The following is an 18,615-nucleotide window of genomic DNA, read 5'->3' as shown; positions in this document are numbered from 1 at the left end:
GTATCCGGCGCTCGCACCCGGCGCCCGCACCCCGCCCGGGGTGCGGGCGCCGGTCGCATGTTCCGCATCGGCGGAACCCCCTGTCACCGCCCCCCTCCTGACGTATCGTCGACTGGCGGAAGGCGCAGCCAGAGGAGACAGTGGTGCACCCGGCGAAGGAACGCATTGCAGCGGTATTCGGACGGAGCCAGGGCAGCGGTTATCTGCTGGCGCCGAACCTGGTGCTGACGGCCGCACACGTGGTCGGGGACTGCGCGAACCCGCGGGTGATCGTCCCCGGCGGGGCCGGGCAGGTGCGCTGCAAAGTGGTCTGGGCGCGCGACGACAACCGCCGCTGCGACGTCGCCCTCCTCGTAGGCGAGCGGGACCTCGTCCCCGAGGGCGTCGCCGAAGCCTTCGAACCCCTCGTCTGGGGCCGCGCCTACGACCTGAGGGTCTGGCCCGGCGCCCAGGCCGTCGGCTTCCCGCACGTCCAGCGCGACGAGGCCGGCGAGCTCGACACCGAGCAGATCGTCGGCTCCCTCAAGCCGGGCAGCAACCTGCTCAGCGGCCGGCACGTGCTGGACAGCGAGTACGCGCCCCCGCAGCCGCCCGCCGACGGCGGTTCGCCGTGGGCCGGGATGTCCGGCGCCGCCGTCTTCGTGGACGGCCTGCTCGCGGGCGTGGTCTGCGCCGACCCCGGCGGCTGGCGGCACGGGCGGCTCACGGTCACCCCGTCCGCCACGCTCTGGCAGGACTTCGCGTTCCTCAGCGAGTGCCTGCTCGTGGGGCACAAGCCCGAGTCCCGCTCCCTCGCCTCCCCGCGGCAGCTGGAGATCGAGGCCTTCGAGCGGCGCCTGCGCGACTACATCGTCGAGAAGTCCGGCGAGCTGACGATCATCGGCCTGACCCTCTCCGACGGCGAGGGCGAGACCTGGCCGCTGGACGCCGCCTACCTGAGCCTGGAGCTGACCGGCGGCGGTCCGGTGCGCGGCGCAGGCGGTGCCGAGGCCAGAGCGATGGGGGAGTGGCTGCCCGAGAACTCCACGCCCTCCCCCAAGCGCGCCGAAGAGGCCCTCGCAGGCCGGCGCCGCGTGCTCCTGCGCGGAGCCGCCGGATCCGGCAAGACGACGCTGCTGCAGTGGCTCGCCACCATCACCGCCCGCGGCGACCTGCCGCCCGGCCTCGGCCACCTCAGCGGCTGCATGCCGCTCACCCTCCCCCTCCGTACGCTCATCCGCCGCGGCGAACTCCCGCAGCCCGAGGAGTTCCTGGCCGCGGCCGCGGGCCCGCTCGCCGGACTGCCCGCCGCCCAGGGCTGGGTGACCCGCAGGCTGACGGAGGGCACGGCACTGCTGCTGATCGACGGCGTGGACGAGGTCCCCGAGGCCGACCGCCGCCGCACCCTGACCTGGGTGAAAGACCTCCTCGCCGCCTACCCCGACGCCCGCTACGTCATCACCACCCGCCCCTCCGCCGTCCGCGAGGGCTGGCTCGCCGACGCCGGCTTCACCGAGCTGGAACTGCTCCCCATGAGCCGCGGCGACGTCATCTCGTTCATCGGCCGCTGGCACGACGCGGCGGGCGCGCGCCACCACGAGCCCCTGCGTCACTTCTGCGACGCCCTCACCACCGCCGTCGTCACCAAGCGCGACCTCGGCATGCTCGCCACCAACCCCCTGATGTGCGCGCTGATCTGCGCCCTCAACCGCTCCCGCAAGGGCTATCTCCCGCACGGCCGCATGGAGCTCTACCGCGCCGCGCTGGAACTGCTGCTCGTGCGGCGCGACCGCGAGCGGGGCGTGGTGACCGGCGAGGACGGCCCGGAGCTGGAGCACGGCCAGCAGGTCGCCCTGCTGCAGAAGATCGCCTACTGGCTGATCCGCAACGGCCGTTCCGAGATCGAATGGCACAAGGCCGTCGAGATCCTCGACCGCGCACTGCCCGCCATGCCGACGGTCGCGGCCCGCGGCAGCGCCGAGGACATCCTGCGCCACCTCGTCCTGCGCAGCGGCCTGCTCCGCCGCCCCACCAGCGAGACCCTCGACTTCATCCACCGCACCTTCCAGGACTACCTCGGCGCCCAGGCCGCCGTGGACGACTGGGACTTCAACGTCCTGGTCCACCACGCCCACGACGACCAGTGGGAGGACGTCCTGCGCATGGCCGTCGGCCACGCCCCGCCGCGCGCCCGCGCGGAGCTCTTGCGCTTGCTGCTGGAGCGCGGCGACAAGGAACCGGGCCATCGCGCCCGCCTCCACCTCCTCGCAGCGGCCTGCCTCGAACACGCCACGGAGGTGGACTGGGAGATCCGCACGCGGGTCGAGAAGGCGGCGGGGGAGTTGGTTCCGCCGCGGGATCTTGAAGCGGCGAAGGAGCTCGCGGCGGCGGGCCGGGTCGTCCTGGACCTGCTCCCCGGGCCGGAGGGGCTTTCGGACGAGGTCGCGCATGCGGTGGTGGTCGCGGCGACGACGGTGGCGGACGACAAGGCGTTGCCCTTGCTGTCCCGGTACGTGGACCACCCTTCGCTGGAGGTGCGAGCGCAGCTCGCGTGGGCGTGGGACCGGTTCGAGACGGCGCCTTACGCGGAAACGGTGATTAGCCGGTTGGCGTACGAGGGGACCGCCGTGGGCGGCTGGCTCGACTTCGTCGTGAAGTCGAAGCAGCACCTTGCTGCGCTCAAGCGGCTCGGTGGGCGGCCGCGGGTACAGGTACGGGGCCCGCTGGCCGCCGAGGACCTGGTGGATCTGCCCACGCCGGCACTTAGCCACGTGACCTTCTGGGATTACGGTGAGAACCAGGCCCTGGATCTGCGCGTGCTGCACGGGTGCCGTCCGCTGCGGGCCCTGCGCGTCCTCGGGTGTGAGCGCCTCATTCACTTGGGCGAGCTGGACGGAACGGCGATGGAGCTGCTTTTCCTGTCGCTGGACCATCAACCTGGTGATCTTGACGTGCTCGCGAGCATGACGGAGCTGCGCGTTCTGACCCTGGAGTGGCAGCGGGCGTCGGGTACTTACAACAATCCGGCGCTGTCGGTGCCTCCAGGGCTGCAGTTTCTGCATCTCAGGGAGGGCGTCTCCAATGGCATGCGATTGTCGGGCCTGGAGGGCCATCCCGGACTGGAGCGGTTGGTGTTCAGCGCCAGGGATGGCTCCCGGAAGCGCCTTCCTCTCGAATCTCTGCCCCGTCTGGAGTACCTGGGAGTCGAAGGGGAAGATCTGAGAACCTTGCCGGAGGTGGAGCCCCTGCCGCAGGTGGAGGAGCTCAGGCTCACTGAGCCCTTCGGCCTTGACGGACTGGCCCACCTGTCGCGCGCGTATCCACGGCTGAAGAAGGTCCGCCTCATCGATCCGGTGGTCCTCGACAACGGTCCTCTCGACCTGGCGCCCCTGTCGGGGTTGGGTTCGCTGGACGTGCAGGTCAGGTACCAGGGCCCCGTAATCAACCAGGACGCCCTGGCCGAAGGCTCCGAACTGACCCTCATCGCCGATCGGAACTGAGCACCCCCCTCCAAGCCCCCCGCAGCTCCTCCGCCACCCCCATCGCCGTCAGCGGCGCAGCCCCGCGTTCCCGTGCCGCCAGCCCGTGCAGATACGCCCCCGCCGCCGCCGCGTCCCACCCCGGCAGCCCTGCCGCCAGCAGTGATCCCGTGACGCCCGACAGGACGTCGCCGCTCCCGGCCGTCGCCAGCCACGGTGTTCCCGTCGGGTTGACGCGTACCGTGCGGCGGCCGTGGCCGGGGCCGCCCGTCGAGGCGATCAGGGTCGTGGAGCCCTTGAGGAGGGCGGTGGCCCGGTAGCGCTCGGAGAGGGCGCGGACGGCCGCCAGGCGACCGGATTCGACCCGCTCGCGCGAGACGCCCAGCAGGGCCGCCGCCTCCCCGGCGTGCGGGGTCAGCACGGTCTCCGCCGCCCGGTCCCGTACGGCGTCGGCCGACATCAGCCGCAGCCCGTCCGCGTCCACGAGCACCGGTACGTCCGACGCCAGGACGTCCTCCAGCGCCTGCCGGGCCTCCGCGCCGTCGCCGAGGCCGGGGCCGACGACCCACGCCTGGACCCGGCCCGCCTTCGACGGGGGGCCCGCGGAGACGAGGGCTTCCGGGAAGCGGGCGATCACGGCGTCGGCCGCCGGGCCCGCGTAGCGCACCGCGCCCGCGCCGCCGTGCAGGGCCCCGGCGACGGCGAGGACGGCCGCGCCGGGGTAGCGGGCCGAGCCCGCGACGACGCCCACGACGCCCCGCCGGTACTTGTCGCTCTCCGCGGCCGGCTCCGGCAGCAGCACGGCGACGTCCGCGTGCTGCAGGGCCTCCACGTCGGGCCGGGCAGGCAGCTCCAGGCCGATGTCGATCAGCCGGAGGGCGCCGGCGTGCTCGCGGGCGGGGTCGACGAGCAGCCCGGGCTTGTACGCGCCGAAGGTGATCGTCGCGTCGGCGCGTACGGCGGTGCCGTGTACCTCCCCGGTGTCGGCGTCGACGCCGCTCGGCAGGTCGACGGCGACGATGATCGCGCCGCCGTCGGCGGCGGCCCGGGCGAGCTGGGCGGCGTCCGGGCGCAGACCGCCCTTGCCGCCGATGCCGACGATCCCGTCGAGGACGAGGTCCGCGCCGCGGAGCGCCCCGTCCGCGGCCTCGGGGGAGGCGACGCGGCCCCCGGCGGCCCGCAGGGCGGCGAGCCCGGCGGCGTGCGCCCGTTCGGGCGCGATGAGCACGGCGGTCACCCCCGCGCCGCGCCGGGCGAGCCGGGCCCCGGCGTAAAGGGCGTCGCCGCCGTTGTCGCCGCTGCCGACGAGCAGGACGATGCGTGCCCCGTACACCCGCCTGAGCAGCCCGGCGCAGGCGGCGGCGAGCCCGGCGGCGGCGCGCTGCATCAGGGCGCCGTGGGGGAGCTGGGCCATGAGCGCGCGCTCGGCGGCCCGTACGGTCTCGACGCTGTAGGCAGTCCTCATGCCCTCAGTCTCGCCACGGCGCGCCGGTCTCACCATGGCGCGATCAGTCACCCGCACCGCGGCGCGTCGTTCACACCCCCGAAATGACACCCCTCGCCCCTCCCTGAGGCCCACCCCTCACCGCCCCCGCGGACCTCCTGAGAGACTGACGGAGATGAACGAGACTCCGATGCGCGCCCGTGCCCTGGTCGACCTGGCCGCCCTGCGGGCCAACGTACGCACGCTCAAGGCCCGCGCGGCCGGGGCGCAGCTGATGGCCGTGGTCAAGGCGAATGCGTACGGCCACGGCGCGGTGCAGTGTGCCCGTGCGGCCCGTGAGGCCGGTGCCGAGTGGGTCGGCACGGCCACGCCGGACGAGGCGCTGGCGCTGCGCGCGGCGGGCGACCGGGGCCGCCTGATGTGCTGGCTGTGGACGCCGGGCGGCCCGTGGCGCGAGGCCGTCGAGGCGGACGTCGACGTGACGGTGAGCGGGCTGTGGGCGCTCGCGGAGGTCTCGGAGGCCGTACGGGCCGCGGGCCGCCCCGCCCGCGTCCAGCTGAAGATCGACACCGGTCTGGGGCGCAACGGCTGCCAGCCCGACGACTGGCCGGAACTGATCGCCGCGGCGCGCGAGGCGGAGGAGGCCGGCCTGCTGAAGGTGACCGGCATCTGGTCGCACTTCGCATGCGCCGACGAGCCGGGCCACCCCTCCATCCAGGCCCAGCTGAGGGTCTTCCGGGACGCGGTGGCGTACGCGGAGCGGCAGGGCGTCGAGCCCGAGGTGCGGCACATAGCCAACTCCCCGGCGACCCTCACGCTCCCCGAGGCGCACTTCGACCTCGTGCGGACGGGCATCGCGATGTACGGGGTCTCGCCGAGCCCCGAGGTCGGCACGCCGCAGGACCTGGGCCTGAAGCCGGTGATGACGCTGTCGGCGTACCTGGCGTCGGTGAAGCGGGTGCCGGGCGACCACGGCGTCTCGTACGGGCACCACTACGTCACCCCGGGCCCCACGACCCTCGCGCTCGTCCCCGTGGGCTACGCGGACGGCATCCCGCGCGCCGGTTCCGGCACGGGCCCGGTGCTGGTGGGCGGCAAGTGGCGGACGGTGGCCGGCCGGGTGGCCATGGACCAGTTCGTGGTCGACCTGGGCGGCGATACGGCGCAGGTGGGCGAGGAAGCGGTGCTGTTCGGGCCGGGCGACCGGGGCGAGCCGACCGCCGAGGACTGGGCGCGGGCCACCGGAACGATCGCTTACGAGGTGGTCACGCGCATCTCCAACCGGGTGCCTCGCGTCTATGTCGGTGAGAACGTGGACGGGTACACCGAATAGACCGGGCGGGCAGGCCGGGCGGGTAGACCGGGCGGGCAGGCCGCCTGATCAGGCCGCATGGTTGGGTCGTCAGGCCGCACGATTGGGTCCGGCCCGCACGGGCACGAGCACGGCACGACTAGTACGCGGACGTGGACATGCCGAAAAGCGGGGACACGGGGGGCGCGCGATGAACAGGGACAGCACAGGCGCGGGCACGGCGTCCGGCACGGCGGCTGCGGCCGTCGGGGCCTTCGAAGCCGTCGAGGCCGTCGCGGCGGCGGGCGGCCTGGCGCCGGGGCCGGGCACCGGCTGGCGGCGCGGCGCGGGCGTCGCGGGAGCGGCTCTGGGCGTCCTGGCCGCGGGAGCCGCGGTCGGGGTGGCGGTCGAACGGCTGACGGTCGGGCGCGGCATGCGCCGCAACGCCCGGCTGGCCCTGGACTCGGCGGGCCCGTACGGGACGCTGCGCGGGACGCCGGGCACGGCGGTCGCGGAGGACGGCACGCGGCTGTACTACGAGGTGGACGAGCCGGGCGCGGCGGACGAGGAGGCGGGCGCCTCCCGATCCGGATCCGGCCCAGGCTCCGGCTCGGGATCCGGCCCCGGCTCCGGCTCCCGGCGGCGCTTCGGCGGCCGCCGTACGCCCGCCGCCCCGCCCCTGACGGTCGTCTTCAGCCACGGCTACTGTCTCAGTCAGGACTCCTGGCACTTCCAGCGCGCCGCCCTGCGCGCCGCCGGCGTCCGCGCGGTCTTCTGGGACCAGCGCAGCCACGGCCGCTCCGAGCGCACCCGTACGGCCGCCGTCTCCATCGACCTCTTCGGCCGCGACCTCAAGGCCGTCATCGACGCCGCTGCCCCCGCGGGGCCGCTGGTGCTCGTGGGGCATTCGATGGGCGGCATGACGACGATGGGACTGGCGGCGCAGTACCCCGGCCTGATCGCCGAGCGCGTCGTCGGCGCGGCCTTCCTCGGCACGTCCTCCGGCGGGCTCGCCGAGAACACGTACGGGCTGCCGGCCGCCGGGATGGCCGTGGTCCGGCGGCTGGTCCTGCCGGGCGCCTTCAAGCTGATGGCCGCCCGGCCCGAGCTGATCGAGAAGGGCCGCCGGGCCACGTCCGACCTGTTCGCGGGCATTCTCCGGTGGTATTCGTTCGGGTCCAAGGACGTGGACCCGGCGGTCGTGCGGTTCGCGGAACGGCTGATCGAGGCGACGCCGGTCGACGTCGTCGCCGCGTTCTACCCGGTCTTCGCCGAGCACGAGAAGCGGGAGGCGCTGCGCGCCTTCGACGGCATGCCGGTGGTCGTCGCGGCGGGCGACAAGGACCTCCTCACCCCGAGCGAGCACAGCGAGGCCATCGCGGAGGCCCTGCCGGACGCCCGGCTCCTCCTCCTGGAGGACACCGGGCACCTGGTGATGCTGGAGCGGCCCGAGGTGGTCACCGACCAGCTGACCGAGCTGCTCGCCGCGGCGGCCGGCGGCGGGGCCCTGGGCCGCGGGGAGCGCGCGGCGGCCGGGGCGCGCGGCCGCGCCTGAAACGCGCCGGGGCCGCCCGGCCCCGTACCATCGGCGGGTATGAGCGCCCAGCCTGACATCACCGCCACCACCACCGCGACCAGCGCAGAGCTCACGGTCAAGACCGCCGACGCCATGCGGGAGGTGGGCCGCCGGCTGGCCGGCCTGCTGCGCCCCGGCGACCTGGTGCTGCTCACCGGCGAGCTCGGCGCGGGCAAGACGACGCTCACCCGCGGCCTGGGCGAGGGCCTCGGCGTCCGCGGCGCGGTCACGTCCCCGACGTTCGTCATCGCGCGCGTCCACCCGCACCTCGGCGGCGGCCCCGCGCTCGTCCACGTCGACGCCTACCGGCTGGCCGGCGGCCTGGACGAGATGGAGGACCTGGACCTCGACGTCTCCCTCCCCGAGTCCGTGATCGTCGTGGAGTGGGGCGACGGCAAGGTCGAGGAGCTCTCGGAGGACCGGCTGCACGTGGTCATCCACCGCGCGGTGGGCGCGAGCGCCGCGGACGCGGCGGACGTGTCCCACGCGGCGGACGACGTGGACGACGTGCGGAGCGTACGGGTGACGGGTGTGGGGGCGCGCTGGACGGGCGTGGACCTGTCGTCGCTCGGCTGAGGAACAGCTGAGGAACGCCTGAGGAACACGCGCTGCTGTACGCCGCTATACGTTCCGACAAGCCGTCGGCAAGATGTTGCGTCGGCGGCTGCGGGCGTGGTCACATGGTAGGCAGAGACACGGTTAGGTCTACCTAACCTTGCCCAGATGCCCCTCAGGAGGCACCATGCCGGCACCAGAGCAGCCGCAGCCGCAGCCGCAGCCGCAGCCGCAGCCGCAGCCGCAGTCGCAGCCCGAGCCCGGCTCGGAGGAGCGGCCTCCGTCGGTCCCGACCTCGATGCGCGACCTGCTGGCTTCCTGTGCGGCGGCGGACGCGGTATCGAAACCGCCGAGGGCGCCGGGCGACGACGAGGCGCCGGGGACGCAGGACGCCGCGTAGGCGTTTCCTACGAGCCCTACGCGCCCTACGCGACCACGACCACCTTCGTACCGTTCAGGGCGAAGTCCCACATGGCCCGCCCGTCGGCAGGCATCTCCCGCACGGCCCCCGTCTTCTTCGGCGCCGCCGTCGGATCCGGCAAGGACCCGTCCACCGCCGCGCTGAACCCGAAGACGACCCCGGCCGGATCGCTGTGGAACCGCACCACGTGCTCGATGGCCTTGCCGTCGGACCCGGTCCCGGTCGCCGACCGCGACGTCACCGCGTAGGACCCCGGCACCGGATTCACGGCGCTCGGCGCCACCTCGAAGCTGTGCGTCGCCTTGCCGTCCGTGCCGACGAGCCACACCCGCTTCTGCCCGAGCGCGTAGACGACCCGCTTGCCGGTGCCGGAGCCGGCGGGCACGTCCGGGACAGCGGCCTTGGCGCCGTCGTCCTTGCCGGAACCGGTGCCGGAGCCGTTGTCGCCCGGTGCGTCGCCCTTGCCCTTGTCCTCGCCCTTGCCGGACGCGCCCGCGCCCGCAGCGTGCGAGGAATGCGGCTTGTCGGGCGCTGCCTCGGCCTGGAAGGCGAGGAAACCGACTCCCGCGAGGGCCGCCGCGGTGAGCGCGGCCACGATGACCCCCGAGCTGCTGCGTGCCACGGCTGCGTAACCCTTCTCGGAACTTCGGAACCTCGGAACGTACGTTACGTACCTTCGTACATACTCATACGGTGTGTTGCGGCGACCGTAGCACCCGCGGGCCCCCGCACCGCGCCCGCCGGAGCCGCCCGCACGGGCACGCCGCACCGCCCGCCCCACGGCGAGCCGTAGTCTGTCAGTGTGCTGCTGCTCGCTCTTGATACCGCCACGCCCGCCGTCACCGTTGCCCTCCACGACGGCGACAAAGTCGTCGCCGAATCGCGTCAGGTCGACGCGCGCCGCCACGGTGAGCTGCTGCTTCCCGCCGTCGACCGCGTGCTCGGCGAGGCGGGCTGCAAGCTCGACGCCGTGACCGACATCGTCGTCGGCGTCGGCCCCGGCCCGTACACGGGCCTGCGGGTCGGCATCGTCACCGCCGCCACCTTCGCCGCCGCGCTCGGCGTGCCCGTGCGCGGCCTGTGCTCGCTCGACGGCATCGCGTACGCGGCCGGGCAGGCGGGTCTGGAGGGCGAATTCGTCGTGGCGACGGACGCGCGCCGCAAGGAGGTCTACTGGGCGCGGTACGCGGACGCCCGTACCCGGATCACCGAGCCCGCCGTGGACCGCCCGGCGGACCTGACGGAGAAGCTGGCCGGCCTGACGGTCGTCGGCGCGGGCGCCGTGCTCTACGCCGACTCCTTCACGGACGTGCGGGCCGACATGCCCGAGCACCAGTCCGCGGGCGCCCTGGCCTCCCTCGCCGCGGAGCGCCTGCGCACGGGCGGCGAGTTCCTGCCGGACCAGCCGCTCTACCTGCGCCGCCCGGACGCCCAGGTGCCCGCCAACTACAAGGTGGTCACCCCCAAGTGACGGTGAACGTGCGCGTGCGCGTCCGCGAGATGCGCTGGTGGGACATCGGGCCGGTGCTGGAGCTGGAGCGGGCGCTGTTCCCGGACGACGCCTGGTCCAAGGGCCTGTTCTGGTCCGAGCTGGCCCACGCGCGCGGCGCGGGCGCCACCCGCCGCTACGTCGTCGCCGAGAACGACGAGGGCCGCGTCGTCGGCTACGCGGGCCTCGCCGCGATCGACGGCACGGGCGACGTCCAGACCATCGCCGTCTCCCAGGACCACTGGAGCACGGGCCTCGGCTCCCGCCTCCTCGGCGAGCTCCTGACCGCCGCGACCGACTTCGAGTGCCGCGAGGTGCTCCTCGAAGTGCGCGTCGACAACACCCGGGCGCAGCGCCTGTACGAACGCTTCGGCTTCGAGGCGGTGGGCGTGCGCCGCGGCTACTACCAGCCGGGCAACATCGACGCCCTCGTGATGCGCCTCTCCGATCCCCTCTCCGCAGTGCAAGGAATGACCCATGGCTCGCAAGGCTGACGAACCCCTCGTCCTCGGCATCGAGACCTCGTGCGACGAGACCGGCGTCGGCATCGTCCGCGGGCACACGCTGCTCGCCGACGCCGTCGCCTCCAGCGTGGACGAGCACGCCCGCTTCGGCGGCGTCGTCCCGGAGGTGGCGAGCCGCGCCCACCTGGAGGCGATGGTCCCGACCATCCAGCGCGCGCTGAAGGAGGCCGGCGTCAGCGCCAAGGACCTCGACGGCATCGCGGTCACGGCGGGCCCCGGGCTCGCGGGCGCCCTGCTCGTCGGCGTCTCGGCGGCCAAGGCGTACGCGTACGCCCTCGGCAAGCCGCTCTACGGCGTCAACCACCTCGCCTCCCACATCTGCGTCGACCAGCTGGAGCACGGCCCGCTGCCCGAGCCGACGATGGCGCTGCTGGTCAGCGGCGGCCACTCGTCCCTCCTCCTGGCCCCCGACATCACCTCGGACGTCCGCCCGCTCGGCTCGACGATCGACGACGCGGCGGGCGAGGCCTTCGACAAGGTCGCCCGCGTGCTGAACCTCGGCTTCCCCGGCGGCCCGGTCATCGACCGCTACGCGCGCGAGGGCAACCCGGACGCCATCCGCTTCCCGCGCGGCCTCACCGGCTCGCGCGACCCGATCTACGACTTCTCCTTCTCGGGTCTCAAGACGGCCGTGGCCCGCTGGATAGAGGCCAAGCGGGCGGCGGGCGAGGAGGTCCCGGTCGCGGACGTCGCCGCGTCGTTCCAGGAGGCCGTCGTGGACGTCCTCACGCGCAAGGCCGTACGCGCGTGCAAGGACGAGGGCGTCGACCACCTGATGATCGGCGGCGGCGTGGCGGCGAACACGCGGCTGCGGGCGATGGCGCAGCGCCGCTGCGAGGACGCGGGCATCACGCTGCGCGTGCCGCGGCCGAAGCTGTGCACGGACAACGGGGCGATGGTGGCGGCGCTGGGCGCGGAGATGGTGGCGCGGGGGCGCGCGGCGTCGTCGTGGGACCTGTCGGCGGACAGCTCGCTGCCGGTGACGGAGACGCATGTGCCGGCGGAGGTGGATGACCATGGTCACGCCCACGGCCACGGCCACTCCCGTGATCACGACCACGTCCACGAACTGAGCAAGAAGAACCTGTACGAGGCGTGAGGTCGTGAAGCTGCCGCCACCGCCCCCGCCGTGGCACCTGAGCACGTGGCCGGACCGGGGGGCCATGCTGGCCGACCGGTCGAGGGCGCTGGACGCGCTCATAGGGAAGGTGCTGTCACCGGGCCGCCTGCTCACGGCCTGGCTGCTGACGGGCGTGTTCATGCTGGGCTGGACGTTCGCGGTACTGGGCCTGCGGTCTCTGGCCGAGGGCGGCGTGGAGTACATCTACGCGGCGGCGTATCTGATCCTGGCTGCCGGGGCGGCGGTCCCGGCGCTGCTGGGCGTCAGGTCCGGGCTCCGGGCGTCCGCGGAGGCCGGGCGCAGGCTGCGCCTGTGGGCGGCGCTGGACCGCGACGCGGTGACGGACGCGGGCTTCCGGGCGGCCGGCCGGGTGTGGTTCTGGCTGCTGATGTCGCTGCTGCCGTGCGCGGGCGCGCTGGCGGTGGGCGGCGCGGCGGTGGCGGAGATGCTGACGGCGACCACCGTGCCGAAGGACGGCTCGGCCCTGGCCTACGCGTGGGGCCTGACGGCTCCGCCGGCGGCCGCCGGGGCGTACGGCGTGGCCACGGCCCTGACTCACCGCCGCTGGTTCCGCTCCCTCAACCCCCGGTAGCGCCGGGCGTATTCTGGCGGGGGAGCGGGCGGGGCACGCGGCGGACGCGGAGGTGCCGGGCATGGAGTGGCTCTGGTGGGTGCTGATCTTCTTCGGCGTGGGCGGCTTCACGAAGCTCGCCGACACGGCCCGCCAGGCCCTGCGCACCCGCCATGAACGCAGGCTGGAACTCCTGGAGACGGAGCGCGCGGAACGCGCGGCCGTGGAGGCGGCGGCGAAGCCACCCCAGCCGATATGCGGCTGCACACACCACTTGGCGAAGCACGACAAGCAGGGCAAGTGCCATGAGGCGTCGGAGACGCCGGTGTCCTGGGACGCGGAGAAGAAGCCGACGGCGTACGAGCTGAGGCAGTGCAACTGCCAGCAGTACGTGGGCCCGCAGCCGCTGATGACGTTCTACGCGGAGGACCTGACGGACTTGGCGTGAGGCCGTTCAGAGGTGCTCAGAGGTGCTGGAACGGCGGAGTGACCTGGACGACCGCGACCATCCTGAGACGGGGAGCCGGAAGTACGTGCACCCAGCCGTCGGGAGACAGCTGCAGACGACGCACTCCGCCGGGGCGTCCGAGCGGCCCTCCTTCCCCGAGGTCGGTCACGTCGACCCCCATGTTGCACAGTGAGACCAGATCATCCGCAATCTTCTCGACCTGGGCGACAACGGTCCCGGGTAAGCCGCCGACGACATGTTCACGGTCGGGGTCGTACTCCCAGACCCACCGCTCGTGTTGCGCATCGTTCACCGGGTGGCCGACCCCCGGGAGATTCCGGCATCGTCGGACGCCTGATCCAGGATGCGGCCGATCTCGGAAGCGACAGCCCGCGCCTCGTCGAGGGAATCGGTCGATGCGGCAATGTCCTCAAGCTCGCGGAGCCTGGCGGCGCGATCAGGGAACCGTGCGACGGCCACGTGCACGGCCCACAGGCTGACCAGCTGGCGCATCGGTCCGGCATTGCCGGTGCGGCGGGCCTCCTGCAGCGCCTCGGAGCGGTCGGCGTCGAATTTCGCCAGGGCCTTGGGCATGATCTGGGCGATGGCAGCCCTGAGATCTTCCGGATTGTTGGCAGGCTGAGGAATGAGCGGACCGTCAGGCCGTTCCGATGCAGCGGTGCTCATGGGGCAGCACTCTCCTGGGTCGCGTAGGCCGCACCGCTGACGGTCCCCGGTGGCACCGGCGCTGCGGTGTGCTGAGTGGAGCACCTCAAGCTTAGAGGGGGCGGCGGGAAAACTGCTGCTGATCACCGGGCCTCGGCCTCCTGGGTGGCGGCGTCGGCGACGACAGGGCCGAGCGCCGCGACGGCGGCGTGGGCCTCGTCGGGGGACCCGGCCGCGGCGACCGCCGCGCGGAGGTCGTCCGGGGTGTGCCCGGACGGCCCCTCCGGCGCGGCGGCGCCGGTCACACGAGCCTCCGCTGACGGTTGACCTCGGTGACGCGGGCGCGGAGGTAGGCGCGCAGGGTGGTCGCCTGGATCTCGGAGACCGGGCAGTCCCACCCGGCACCGCTGCAGGGCGGGTGCAGGTGCACCAAATCCCCGCTGTACTTGATGACTTGGCCTACCCGATCGGTACGTGTGTCGATGACGTATGCCCCGAGCGGCGGAATTTCATTGTTCACGCTACCTAGGGTTATGGCCCGTCGTTAGCCTCGGGAGAAACCTCCACGGTACGAGGCAAGTGGGTACCGTTGATCTTCACGGGAAGGTGGGGTGCGGTGACGAGCATGGGCTCTCAACCGCCGATGACGTGGCGACTTTGCGGTAACCAGGCGAAGCTCTGGCGGACGCGGGCGGGGGTGACGCGGGAGGAAGTGGCCCGGGAGGCCAACTACGAGTTCGAGACCGTGAAATCGATGGAACAGGGTCGGCGAAGGCCGACGGAACGGTTCCTTCAGGTGACGGATGACATGTGCGGGGCGCATGGCTTTTTGATCGCCATGCAGGACTATCTGGGGCCGGAGCCGGTTGTGAACCGAGGAGAGGACTTCTTCCGGTACGAGGCGGAGGCGATCTCGCACAGCTCGTACGAGCCGATGCTGATTCCGGGCCTGCTGCAGACCGAGGAGACGGTACGGACGCTGCTCAACATGGCGTGGCCGCCACAGGAAGACGAGGTGATCGAGGAACGGGTCGCGGTTCGACTGGGACGTCAACCTCTGTTGGACAAGCGGTCCGTGGCGTTCGTCTTCGTGATCGGTGAGCTGCCCCTCCGTCACCCTGTCGGTCGCATGGACGCCCACAAGCGTCAGCTCAGGCACTTGCTGGAAGTCGTTCAGCGGCGCAACGTGGTCATTCAGGTGATGCCTGCCGAGCGTTGCCCGATCGCCGATTCGTTCGTGGTCCTGGAGCTGCCCAGCAGGCAGCGCATCGCCTACCAGGAAGCCAATGGCGTGGGGTCGTTGGACGCGGATCTCGAAAGGGTCAGTGTCTTCGCCCAGCGCCATGCAGAGGTGGGTCGATTGGCCCTGGATCCCAGCGAGTCGTCACGTTTCATCGAGAAACTACTGGAGGAGCTGTGAGCGGTATAGGTGGCTGGCGCAAGTCCAGCTACTCCGACGTTGCGGGCAACAATTGTGTTGAAGTGGCGGCAGCGGGGGACACCGTGCGCGTGCGGGACTCCAAGCGAATACGTGGCGCCCAACTGGGCGTCCCCGCCAGGGTCTGGGCGGCCTTCGTGACGTATATGAGAGGCCACGCGGCCTGAGCGGTGCGCTCCGGGCTTCGGGGGTCGGACCCCGAGCGCTCTTTCTGAGGAAGGGGTGGGGTGATAACCCACCCGCCCTCCCTTCCTCGCGTACGCGAGGGCCAACGGCCCCGCATACCACACGAGTTCACTTTGGGCGACCGGGTTGCAACGAACCGTCACGGGCCTCTAGCGTTCGCAGCAACAAATCAGCCCCGGCTGGTGCGCCAACACCGAACCGGGGCTTGACCATCAAGATCGACAGGACCTCGATCCCATGGCTGAGGCCAACTCTAGCGCCGCTGCGCGCCCCGTACAGGCTCACCCCCAGGCGAAGCCGGGCTACGGCAAACGATCCGCCCCGGACCAGGAACGCCGCACCGGCAAAGACTTCGCGCACCTCCCGCCACGCGAGGCGCAGATCGCCACGTTCATCGACCGCCTGCCCGAAGGCGCGGCCATGGATGCGAAAACACTTGCGGCGCACATCCCGAACTACGGCCAGGCGGCCTGCCGCACCGCGCTCCGCCGCCTGTCGGAGGAAGGCCACCTGCGCAGGGTGACCGAACGGATCGAGGGTGACGGCGGCAGCACGCACTGGGTGACGAGGACGTACTTCTCGCGCACGGCGCGGGACGACGCCTGGTGGGCGGACTTCCAGGCGGGCGATGTGCCCAGGTCAGAGCCGCGGCCACCCACGCAACCGGCAGGAAAACCGCCCCGCTCGCAGGCGTACGAGGCCCTCGCGATGGCGGGCCGCATGGACCCGCGCATGACGCTGTCGGCGGCGGACTGCACCGCGCTGGAGCCCCTCGCAGAGAAATGGCTGGCCAGGGGGTCGACCCCGGCGGACATCGCCCGGGAACTCACCGCCGGCCTGCCACCGGAAGTCCACCACGGGGCGGCACTGGCGCGCCGTCGCCTGCGGGACAAGCTCCCGCCGGAGCTGCCGACGCAGCCGCCGCCGGGCCGGACCCTCCGCATGCTGGACTGCACGATCTGCCACACCCCGGGCCGCCCGGAGGCCCTCCCCGGCGGCCTCTGCCGCGACTGCCGCGGCGAACCGGCCCCGTACGTTCCCCAGGCCATCCCCCCGGCGGAAATCCACCGCCGAGCCGACGCCATCCGCACCACGCTCCGCACCCCGGCAAGGACCCGCGCCTGATGTGGACGACTTCGAGGAACTGGCGCACGGCGCCCCGGAAACGGTGTGGCTGGAGCTGATCGCCGGCCGCCTCCAGGAGAAGCCGGCCACTGACGGCAAGCACTGCTGCATCCTGTCCTGGCTGACCAGATGCTTCCTGATCGAGCGCCCGGACTGGGGCCTGTACCCGTACCGCGGCCTGAAAACGGAACACGCCGAGGCGGGCCGCTACCTACCGGACGGCGCGCTGGCGCCGCTCCGCACCTTCGTCGGACACGGCGAGTGGTCCCCACCGGAGGGCGTCCTGATGACGGTGGAGATCGCCCCCGCGGCCCCGGGCCAAGACCACCGAGACCTCCGCGCCAAGCGCGACGGCTACGCGGCCGCGGGCATCCCGGTCTACGTCCTGATCGATCGCGAAGCCGAGACGGTAGTGGTCTACACCGAGCCCGAATCCGGCACATACCGAATCCGGAGGACGCACCCCTACGGCTCCACGGTCAAGCTCCCGGACCCGGTCGGCATCACCCTGGACACCGACAAGCTGAAGGACTACGCCGACTGAACCGAGCACGACCCGGTCCATTCCTCTTATAGCCCGCCTGCGGCGGAACGGTGCCGACCTGGCGGGGCCAGGGCGCCCCCGTACCCACCGCCCCCTGGGCGTTGTGGTCCCCGACCTGGAACACGGCAGGGCCGTGGAAGGTGTTGCCCCGGACCCCGCCCCCGCCGCCGCCCGCGCCCCGCGTACCCCGCTCCGTCACTGCACCCCGAACCGGTTGTCCTGCTTGTTGTTCTCACCCACCTGGAACGCAGTCGGCCCGCGGAAGACGTTCCCGGACACCTGCCCCGCCGCCTGCGAGGGCGCCCCGTGCTCCTCCACGAGGGCCTTCAACTCCTCCGCCACGGCCTCCCGCTGCTCCGCGGGGAGACCCTCCAGCAGCGTCTCGAAGCGGTCCTGCCACACGGCCTCGTGGCGGTCCCGTACCCGGTCCGTCTCCCCGGACCGCGCCGCGGCCTCCAGCGCGCCGGCCGTGCGGTCGAGCCGTTCGAGTTCCACGTGCTCGCGTGCCTCGTCGCCGCGCCCGAACCAGCGGGCGATCCGTTGCCGGAGCCCGGTCCACGCATCCGTCCCCGCCGCCTGTACGACCGCCGTGCCGCCTGCCGCGGCAGCAGCCGCCAGTGCCTCGCTCAGCATCTCGCTCGCCCCTCGTTGCCAACGTGCCCCGTGCCGGACGCGACGCACGCTAGCGTCGAAAGGGTGCCCGCAAAGCCCATTCGGAGGGAAATACGACCGGATGTCGACGGCGGGCCGACGTCATTCGGAATCGCGTGCGAGTTCGAGCGCGAGGGTCTGCAGGATCTCCTCCGTCGGAGCGTCCGGCACCGTCTGGTCGTAGGCGTCCGCGACCGCCTCGAAGGCCAGCATCAATCCGCTGATCAGCGCGCTCATGGGCGCCGACAGCTGGTTCAGCACGGCGAGCCCCACCTCGCGCGCCTGCCCGCCGACCGGCACCGTGAACTCGTCCGGGATCACCTCGCCGAGCAGGGACGACACGTAGTCCGTCCCCACGCCGCCGCGCAGGGCCGTGAGCGCCGCGATGGCCTTGAGTTTGATCTCGTTCTCGGTCATGGGCCGAGCGTAGGAGGAAAACCGCGTCAGTCGTTCGCCATCAACGCGGTGTCCAGCACCGGATACGGCGCGGGAAGCTCGACCTTGCCGCCCAGCTCGGTGCTCAAGGTGGTGCGGTAGTGGCTCTTCGTCGGGTCGTCCGGATCGGCCACCGGCTCGGAGTGCACCTGCACCTGACGCTCTTGCCGGTTCACGACCACGTACACGGGGACGCCGGCAGCGGCGTAGCTCCGGTATTTCGGGCCGGTGTCCGTCTCGTGGTTGGTGGAGGTGACTTCGCCGGCGAGTGCGACGAGGTCGATCGGATACCAGCCCTTGTGGGCCTTGCGATATGCCTCGTCCAAGTCGGTGGGTTCGCGGTGCAGGACGTAGAAGTCGGGAATGACGAGGGCCCATGTCGTCTCCCGCTGATCGACGTGGGCGCTTACCCGGAAGCCCATGCCCATGCCTGCCAGTTCGAGGCCGGCGGCGGTCAGCTGGACGGACAGCTTGTAGGCGCTTTTGCCGTGGTTGTAGTCGGGCTGTGGTGGCACGATGACCCATCCCTCGACGCACTCCGGTCGAATCGGGTCCTCGGACACCTCTTCGAGCAGATTGACCAGTTCGATGGGGTCCTGCGCCTTGTTCATCGGCCTCATCGGCTTCATCGGCTCGGTGATGGGATCGGCGGCCACTGCGGTCCTCCGTTGTC

The 18,615-nt window shown here is 72.4% G+C and carries 23 protein-coding genes; 14 read left to right on the top strand and 9 right to left on the bottom strand.

Annotated elements, in window-relative coordinates; genetic code table 11:
- Positions 1-143 precede the first annotated feature (143 nt).
- Positions 144-3,479: a serine protease gene (locus IE241_RS12500; protein WP_190021784.1), complete on the top strand. Its 3,336-nt coding sequence runs from the start codon at positions 144-146 to the stop codon at positions 3,477-3,479.
- Here IE241_RS12500 and IE241_RS12495 read toward each other — a convergent pair.
- Positions 3,460-4,923, bottom strand: a complete 1,464-nt coding sequence (locus IE241_RS12495) for an NAD(P)H-hydrate dehydratase (RefSeq protein ID WP_190021783.1) — start codon at positions 4,921-4,923, stop codon at positions 3,460-3,462. The genes IE241_RS12500 and IE241_RS12495 overlap by 20 nt on opposite strands.
- Before the next feature lie 154 nt (positions 4,924-5,077).
- On the opposite strand from IE241_RS12495, the gene alr reads away from it, so the two are divergent.
- The 4 genes from alr to IE241_RS12475 all read left to right on the top strand — a co-directional run bounded on the left by alr (position 5,078) and on the right by IE241_RS12475 (position 8,724).
- The gene (gene alr / locus IE241_RS12490; protein WP_190021782.1) at positions 5,078-6,235 is read left to right on the top strand and encodes an alanine racemase; all 1,158 of its coding nucleotides are present in this window, start codon (positions 5,078-5,080) and stop codon (positions 6,233-6,235) included.
- A 169-nt stretch (positions 6,236-6,404) separates the two neighbouring features.
- Positions 6,405-7,748 carry an alpha/beta fold hydrolase gene (locus IE241_RS12485; protein ID WP_190021781.1) on the top strand — a complete coding sequence of 448 codons (1,344 nt, stop codon included), beginning with the start codon at positions 6,405-6,407 and terminating at the stop codon, positions 7,746-7,748.
- Between the two features lie 39 nt (positions 7,749-7,787).
- A complete protein-coding gene (tsaE, locus tag IE241_RS12480; RefSeq protein ID WP_229899167.1) occupies positions 7,788-8,345 on the top strand; it encodes a tRNA (adenosine(37)-N6)-threonylcarbamoyltransferase complex ATPase subunit type 1 TsaE in 558 nt (185 codons plus the stop codon).
- A gap of 166 nt (positions 8,346-8,511) precedes the next feature.
- Positions 8,512-8,724 (top strand): hypothetical protein, encoded by a 213-nt coding sequence (locus IE241_RS12475; RefSeq protein WP_190021876.1) that lies wholly within the window; start codon positions 8,512-8,514, stop codon positions 8,722-8,724.
- A 25-nt stretch (positions 8,725-8,749) separates the two neighbouring features.
- Here IE241_RS12475 and IE241_RS12470 read toward each other — a convergent pair whose 3' ends face one another.
- Complete coding sequence (locus IE241_RS12470; protein ID WP_190021780.1) at positions 8,750-9,367, bottom strand: hypothetical protein; 618 nt, start codon at positions 9,365-9,367, stop codon at positions 8,750-8,752.
- A 180-nt stretch (positions 9,368-9,547) separates the two neighbouring features.
- Here IE241_RS12470 and tsaB point away from each other — a divergent pair, with 180 nt between their 5' ends.
- The 5 genes from tsaB to IE241_RS12445 all read left to right on the top strand — a co-directional run bounded on the left by tsaB (position 9,548) and on the right by IE241_RS12445 (position 12,897).
- On the top strand, positions 9,548-10,216 hold the full coding sequence (gene tsaB, locus IE241_RS12465) for a tRNA (adenosine(37)-N6)-threonylcarbamoyltransferase complex dimerization subunit type 1 TsaB (protein WP_190021779.1): 669 nt from the start codon (positions 9,548-9,550) through the stop codon (positions 10,214-10,216).
- Positions 10,217-10,245: 29 nt separating this feature from the next.
- Positions 10,246-10,728, top strand: coding sequence for a ribosomal protein S18-alanine N-acetyltransferase (rimI, locus tag IE241_RS12460; RefSeq protein WP_058047222.1), 483 nt, complete (start codon positions 10,246-10,248; stop codon positions 10,726-10,728).
- Entirely contained in the window at positions 10,712-11,857 is a 1,146-nt protein-coding gene (gene tsaD / locus IE241_RS12455; protein WP_190021778.1) for a tRNA (adenosine(37)-N6)-threonylcarbamoyltransferase complex transferase subunit TsaD, read from the top strand. The genes rimI and tsaD overlap by 17 nt, the downstream gene beginning before the upstream one ends.
- 4 nt (positions 11,858-11,861) lie before the next feature.
- Positions 11,862-12,470 (top strand): hypothetical protein, encoded by a 609-nt coding sequence (locus IE241_RS12450; protein WP_190021777.1) that lies wholly within the window; start codon positions 11,862-11,864, stop codon positions 12,468-12,470.
- Between the two features lie 61 nt (positions 12,471-12,531).
- On the top strand, positions 12,532-12,897 hold the full coding sequence (locus tag IE241_RS12445) for a hypothetical protein (protein ID WP_190021776.1): 366 nt from the start codon (positions 12,532-12,534) through the stop codon (positions 12,895-12,897).
- A gap of 16 nt (positions 12,898-12,913) precedes the next feature.
- Here the strand turns inward: IE241_RS12445 and IE241_RS12440 are convergent, their stop codons facing one another.
- The 4 genes from IE241_RS12440 to IE241_RS34620 all read right to left on the bottom strand — a co-directional run bounded on the left by IE241_RS12440 (position 12,914) and on the right by IE241_RS34620 (position 13,996).
- The gene (locus tag IE241_RS12440) at positions 12,914-13,210 is read right to left on the bottom strand and encodes a hypothetical protein (RefSeq protein WP_190021775.1); all 297 of its coding nucleotides are present in this window, start codon (positions 13,208-13,210) and stop codon (positions 12,914-12,916) included.
- Entirely contained in the window at positions 13,207-13,584 is a 378-nt protein-coding gene (locus tag IE241_RS12435; protein WP_190021774.1) for a DUF6247 family protein, read from the bottom strand. Before IE241_RS12435 ends, IE241_RS12440 begins: the two co-directional genes overlap by 4 nt.
- 122 nt (positions 13,585-13,706) lie before the next feature.
- Positions 13,707-13,868 carry a hypothetical protein gene (locus IE241_RS12430; protein ID WP_190021773.1) on the bottom strand — a complete coding sequence of 54 codons (162 nt, stop codon included), beginning with the start codon at positions 13,866-13,868 and terminating at the stop codon, positions 13,707-13,709.
- Complete coding sequence (locus IE241_RS34620; RefSeq protein ID WP_268254381.1) at positions 13,865-13,996, bottom strand: hypothetical protein; 132 nt, start codon at positions 13,994-13,996, stop codon at positions 13,865-13,867. The genes IE241_RS12430 and IE241_RS34620 overlap by 4 nt, the downstream gene beginning before the upstream one ends.
- Before the next feature lie 192 nt (positions 13,997-14,188).
- Between IE241_RS34620 and IE241_RS12425 the strand changes: the two genes are divergently transcribed.
- The 4 genes from IE241_RS12425 (at position 14,189) to IE241_RS12410 (ending at position 16,856) form a co-directional block, all read left to right on the top strand.
- A complete protein-coding gene (locus tag IE241_RS12425; RefSeq protein WP_190021870.1) occupies positions 14,189-14,983 on the top strand; it encodes a helix-turn-helix domain-containing protein in 795 nt (264 codons plus the stop codon).
- A complete protein-coding gene (locus tag IE241_RS12420; protein ID WP_229899165.1) occupies positions 14,980-15,168 on the top strand; it encodes a DUF397 domain-containing protein in 189 nt (62 codons plus the stop codon). Before IE241_RS12425 ends, IE241_RS12420 begins: the two co-directional genes overlap by 4 nt.
- 256 nt (positions 15,169-15,424) lie before the next feature.
- The gene (locus IE241_RS12415; RefSeq protein ID WP_190021772.1) at positions 15,425-16,312 is read left to right on the top strand and encodes a hypothetical protein; all 888 of its coding nucleotides are present in this window, start codon (positions 15,425-15,427) and stop codon (positions 16,310-16,312) included.
- Position 16,313: 1 nt separating this feature from the next.
- On the top strand, positions 16,314-16,856 hold the full coding sequence (locus IE241_RS12410; RefSeq protein WP_190021771.1) for a Uma2 family endonuclease: 543 nt from the start codon (positions 16,314-16,316) through the stop codon (positions 16,854-16,856).
- A 195-nt stretch (positions 16,857-17,051) separates the two neighbouring features.
- Here IE241_RS12410 and IE241_RS12405 read toward each other — a convergent pair whose 3' ends face one another.
- The 3 genes from IE241_RS12405 to IE241_RS12395 all read right to left on the bottom strand — a co-directional run bounded on the left by IE241_RS12405 (position 17,052) and on the right by IE241_RS12395 (position 18,598).
- Entirely contained in the window at positions 17,052-17,489 is a 438-nt protein-coding gene (locus tag IE241_RS12405; RefSeq protein WP_190021770.1) for a hypothetical protein, read from the bottom strand.
- Positions 17,490-17,609: 120 nt separating this feature from the next.
- Positions 17,610-17,924, bottom strand: coding sequence for a hypothetical protein (locus IE241_RS12400; protein ID WP_190021769.1), 315 nt, complete (start codon positions 17,922-17,924; stop codon positions 17,610-17,612).
- A 26-nt stretch (positions 17,925-17,950) separates the two neighbouring features.
- Positions 17,951-18,598 carry a Uma2 family endonuclease gene (locus tag IE241_RS12395; protein ID WP_190021768.1) on the bottom strand — a complete coding sequence of 216 codons (648 nt, stop codon included), beginning with the start codon at positions 18,596-18,598 and terminating at the stop codon, positions 17,951-17,953.
- Between the last annotated feature and the right edge of the window lie 17 nt (positions 18,599-18,615).

Source organism: Streptomyces hiroshimensis, from assembly GCF_014650335.1.
In the GTDB taxonomy this organism is placed as follows: Bacteria; Actinomycetota; Actinomycetes; order Streptomycetales; family Streptomycetaceae; genus Streptomyces; species Streptomyces hiroshimensis.
This window is presented reverse-complemented; position numbering and strand designations above follow the sequence as displayed.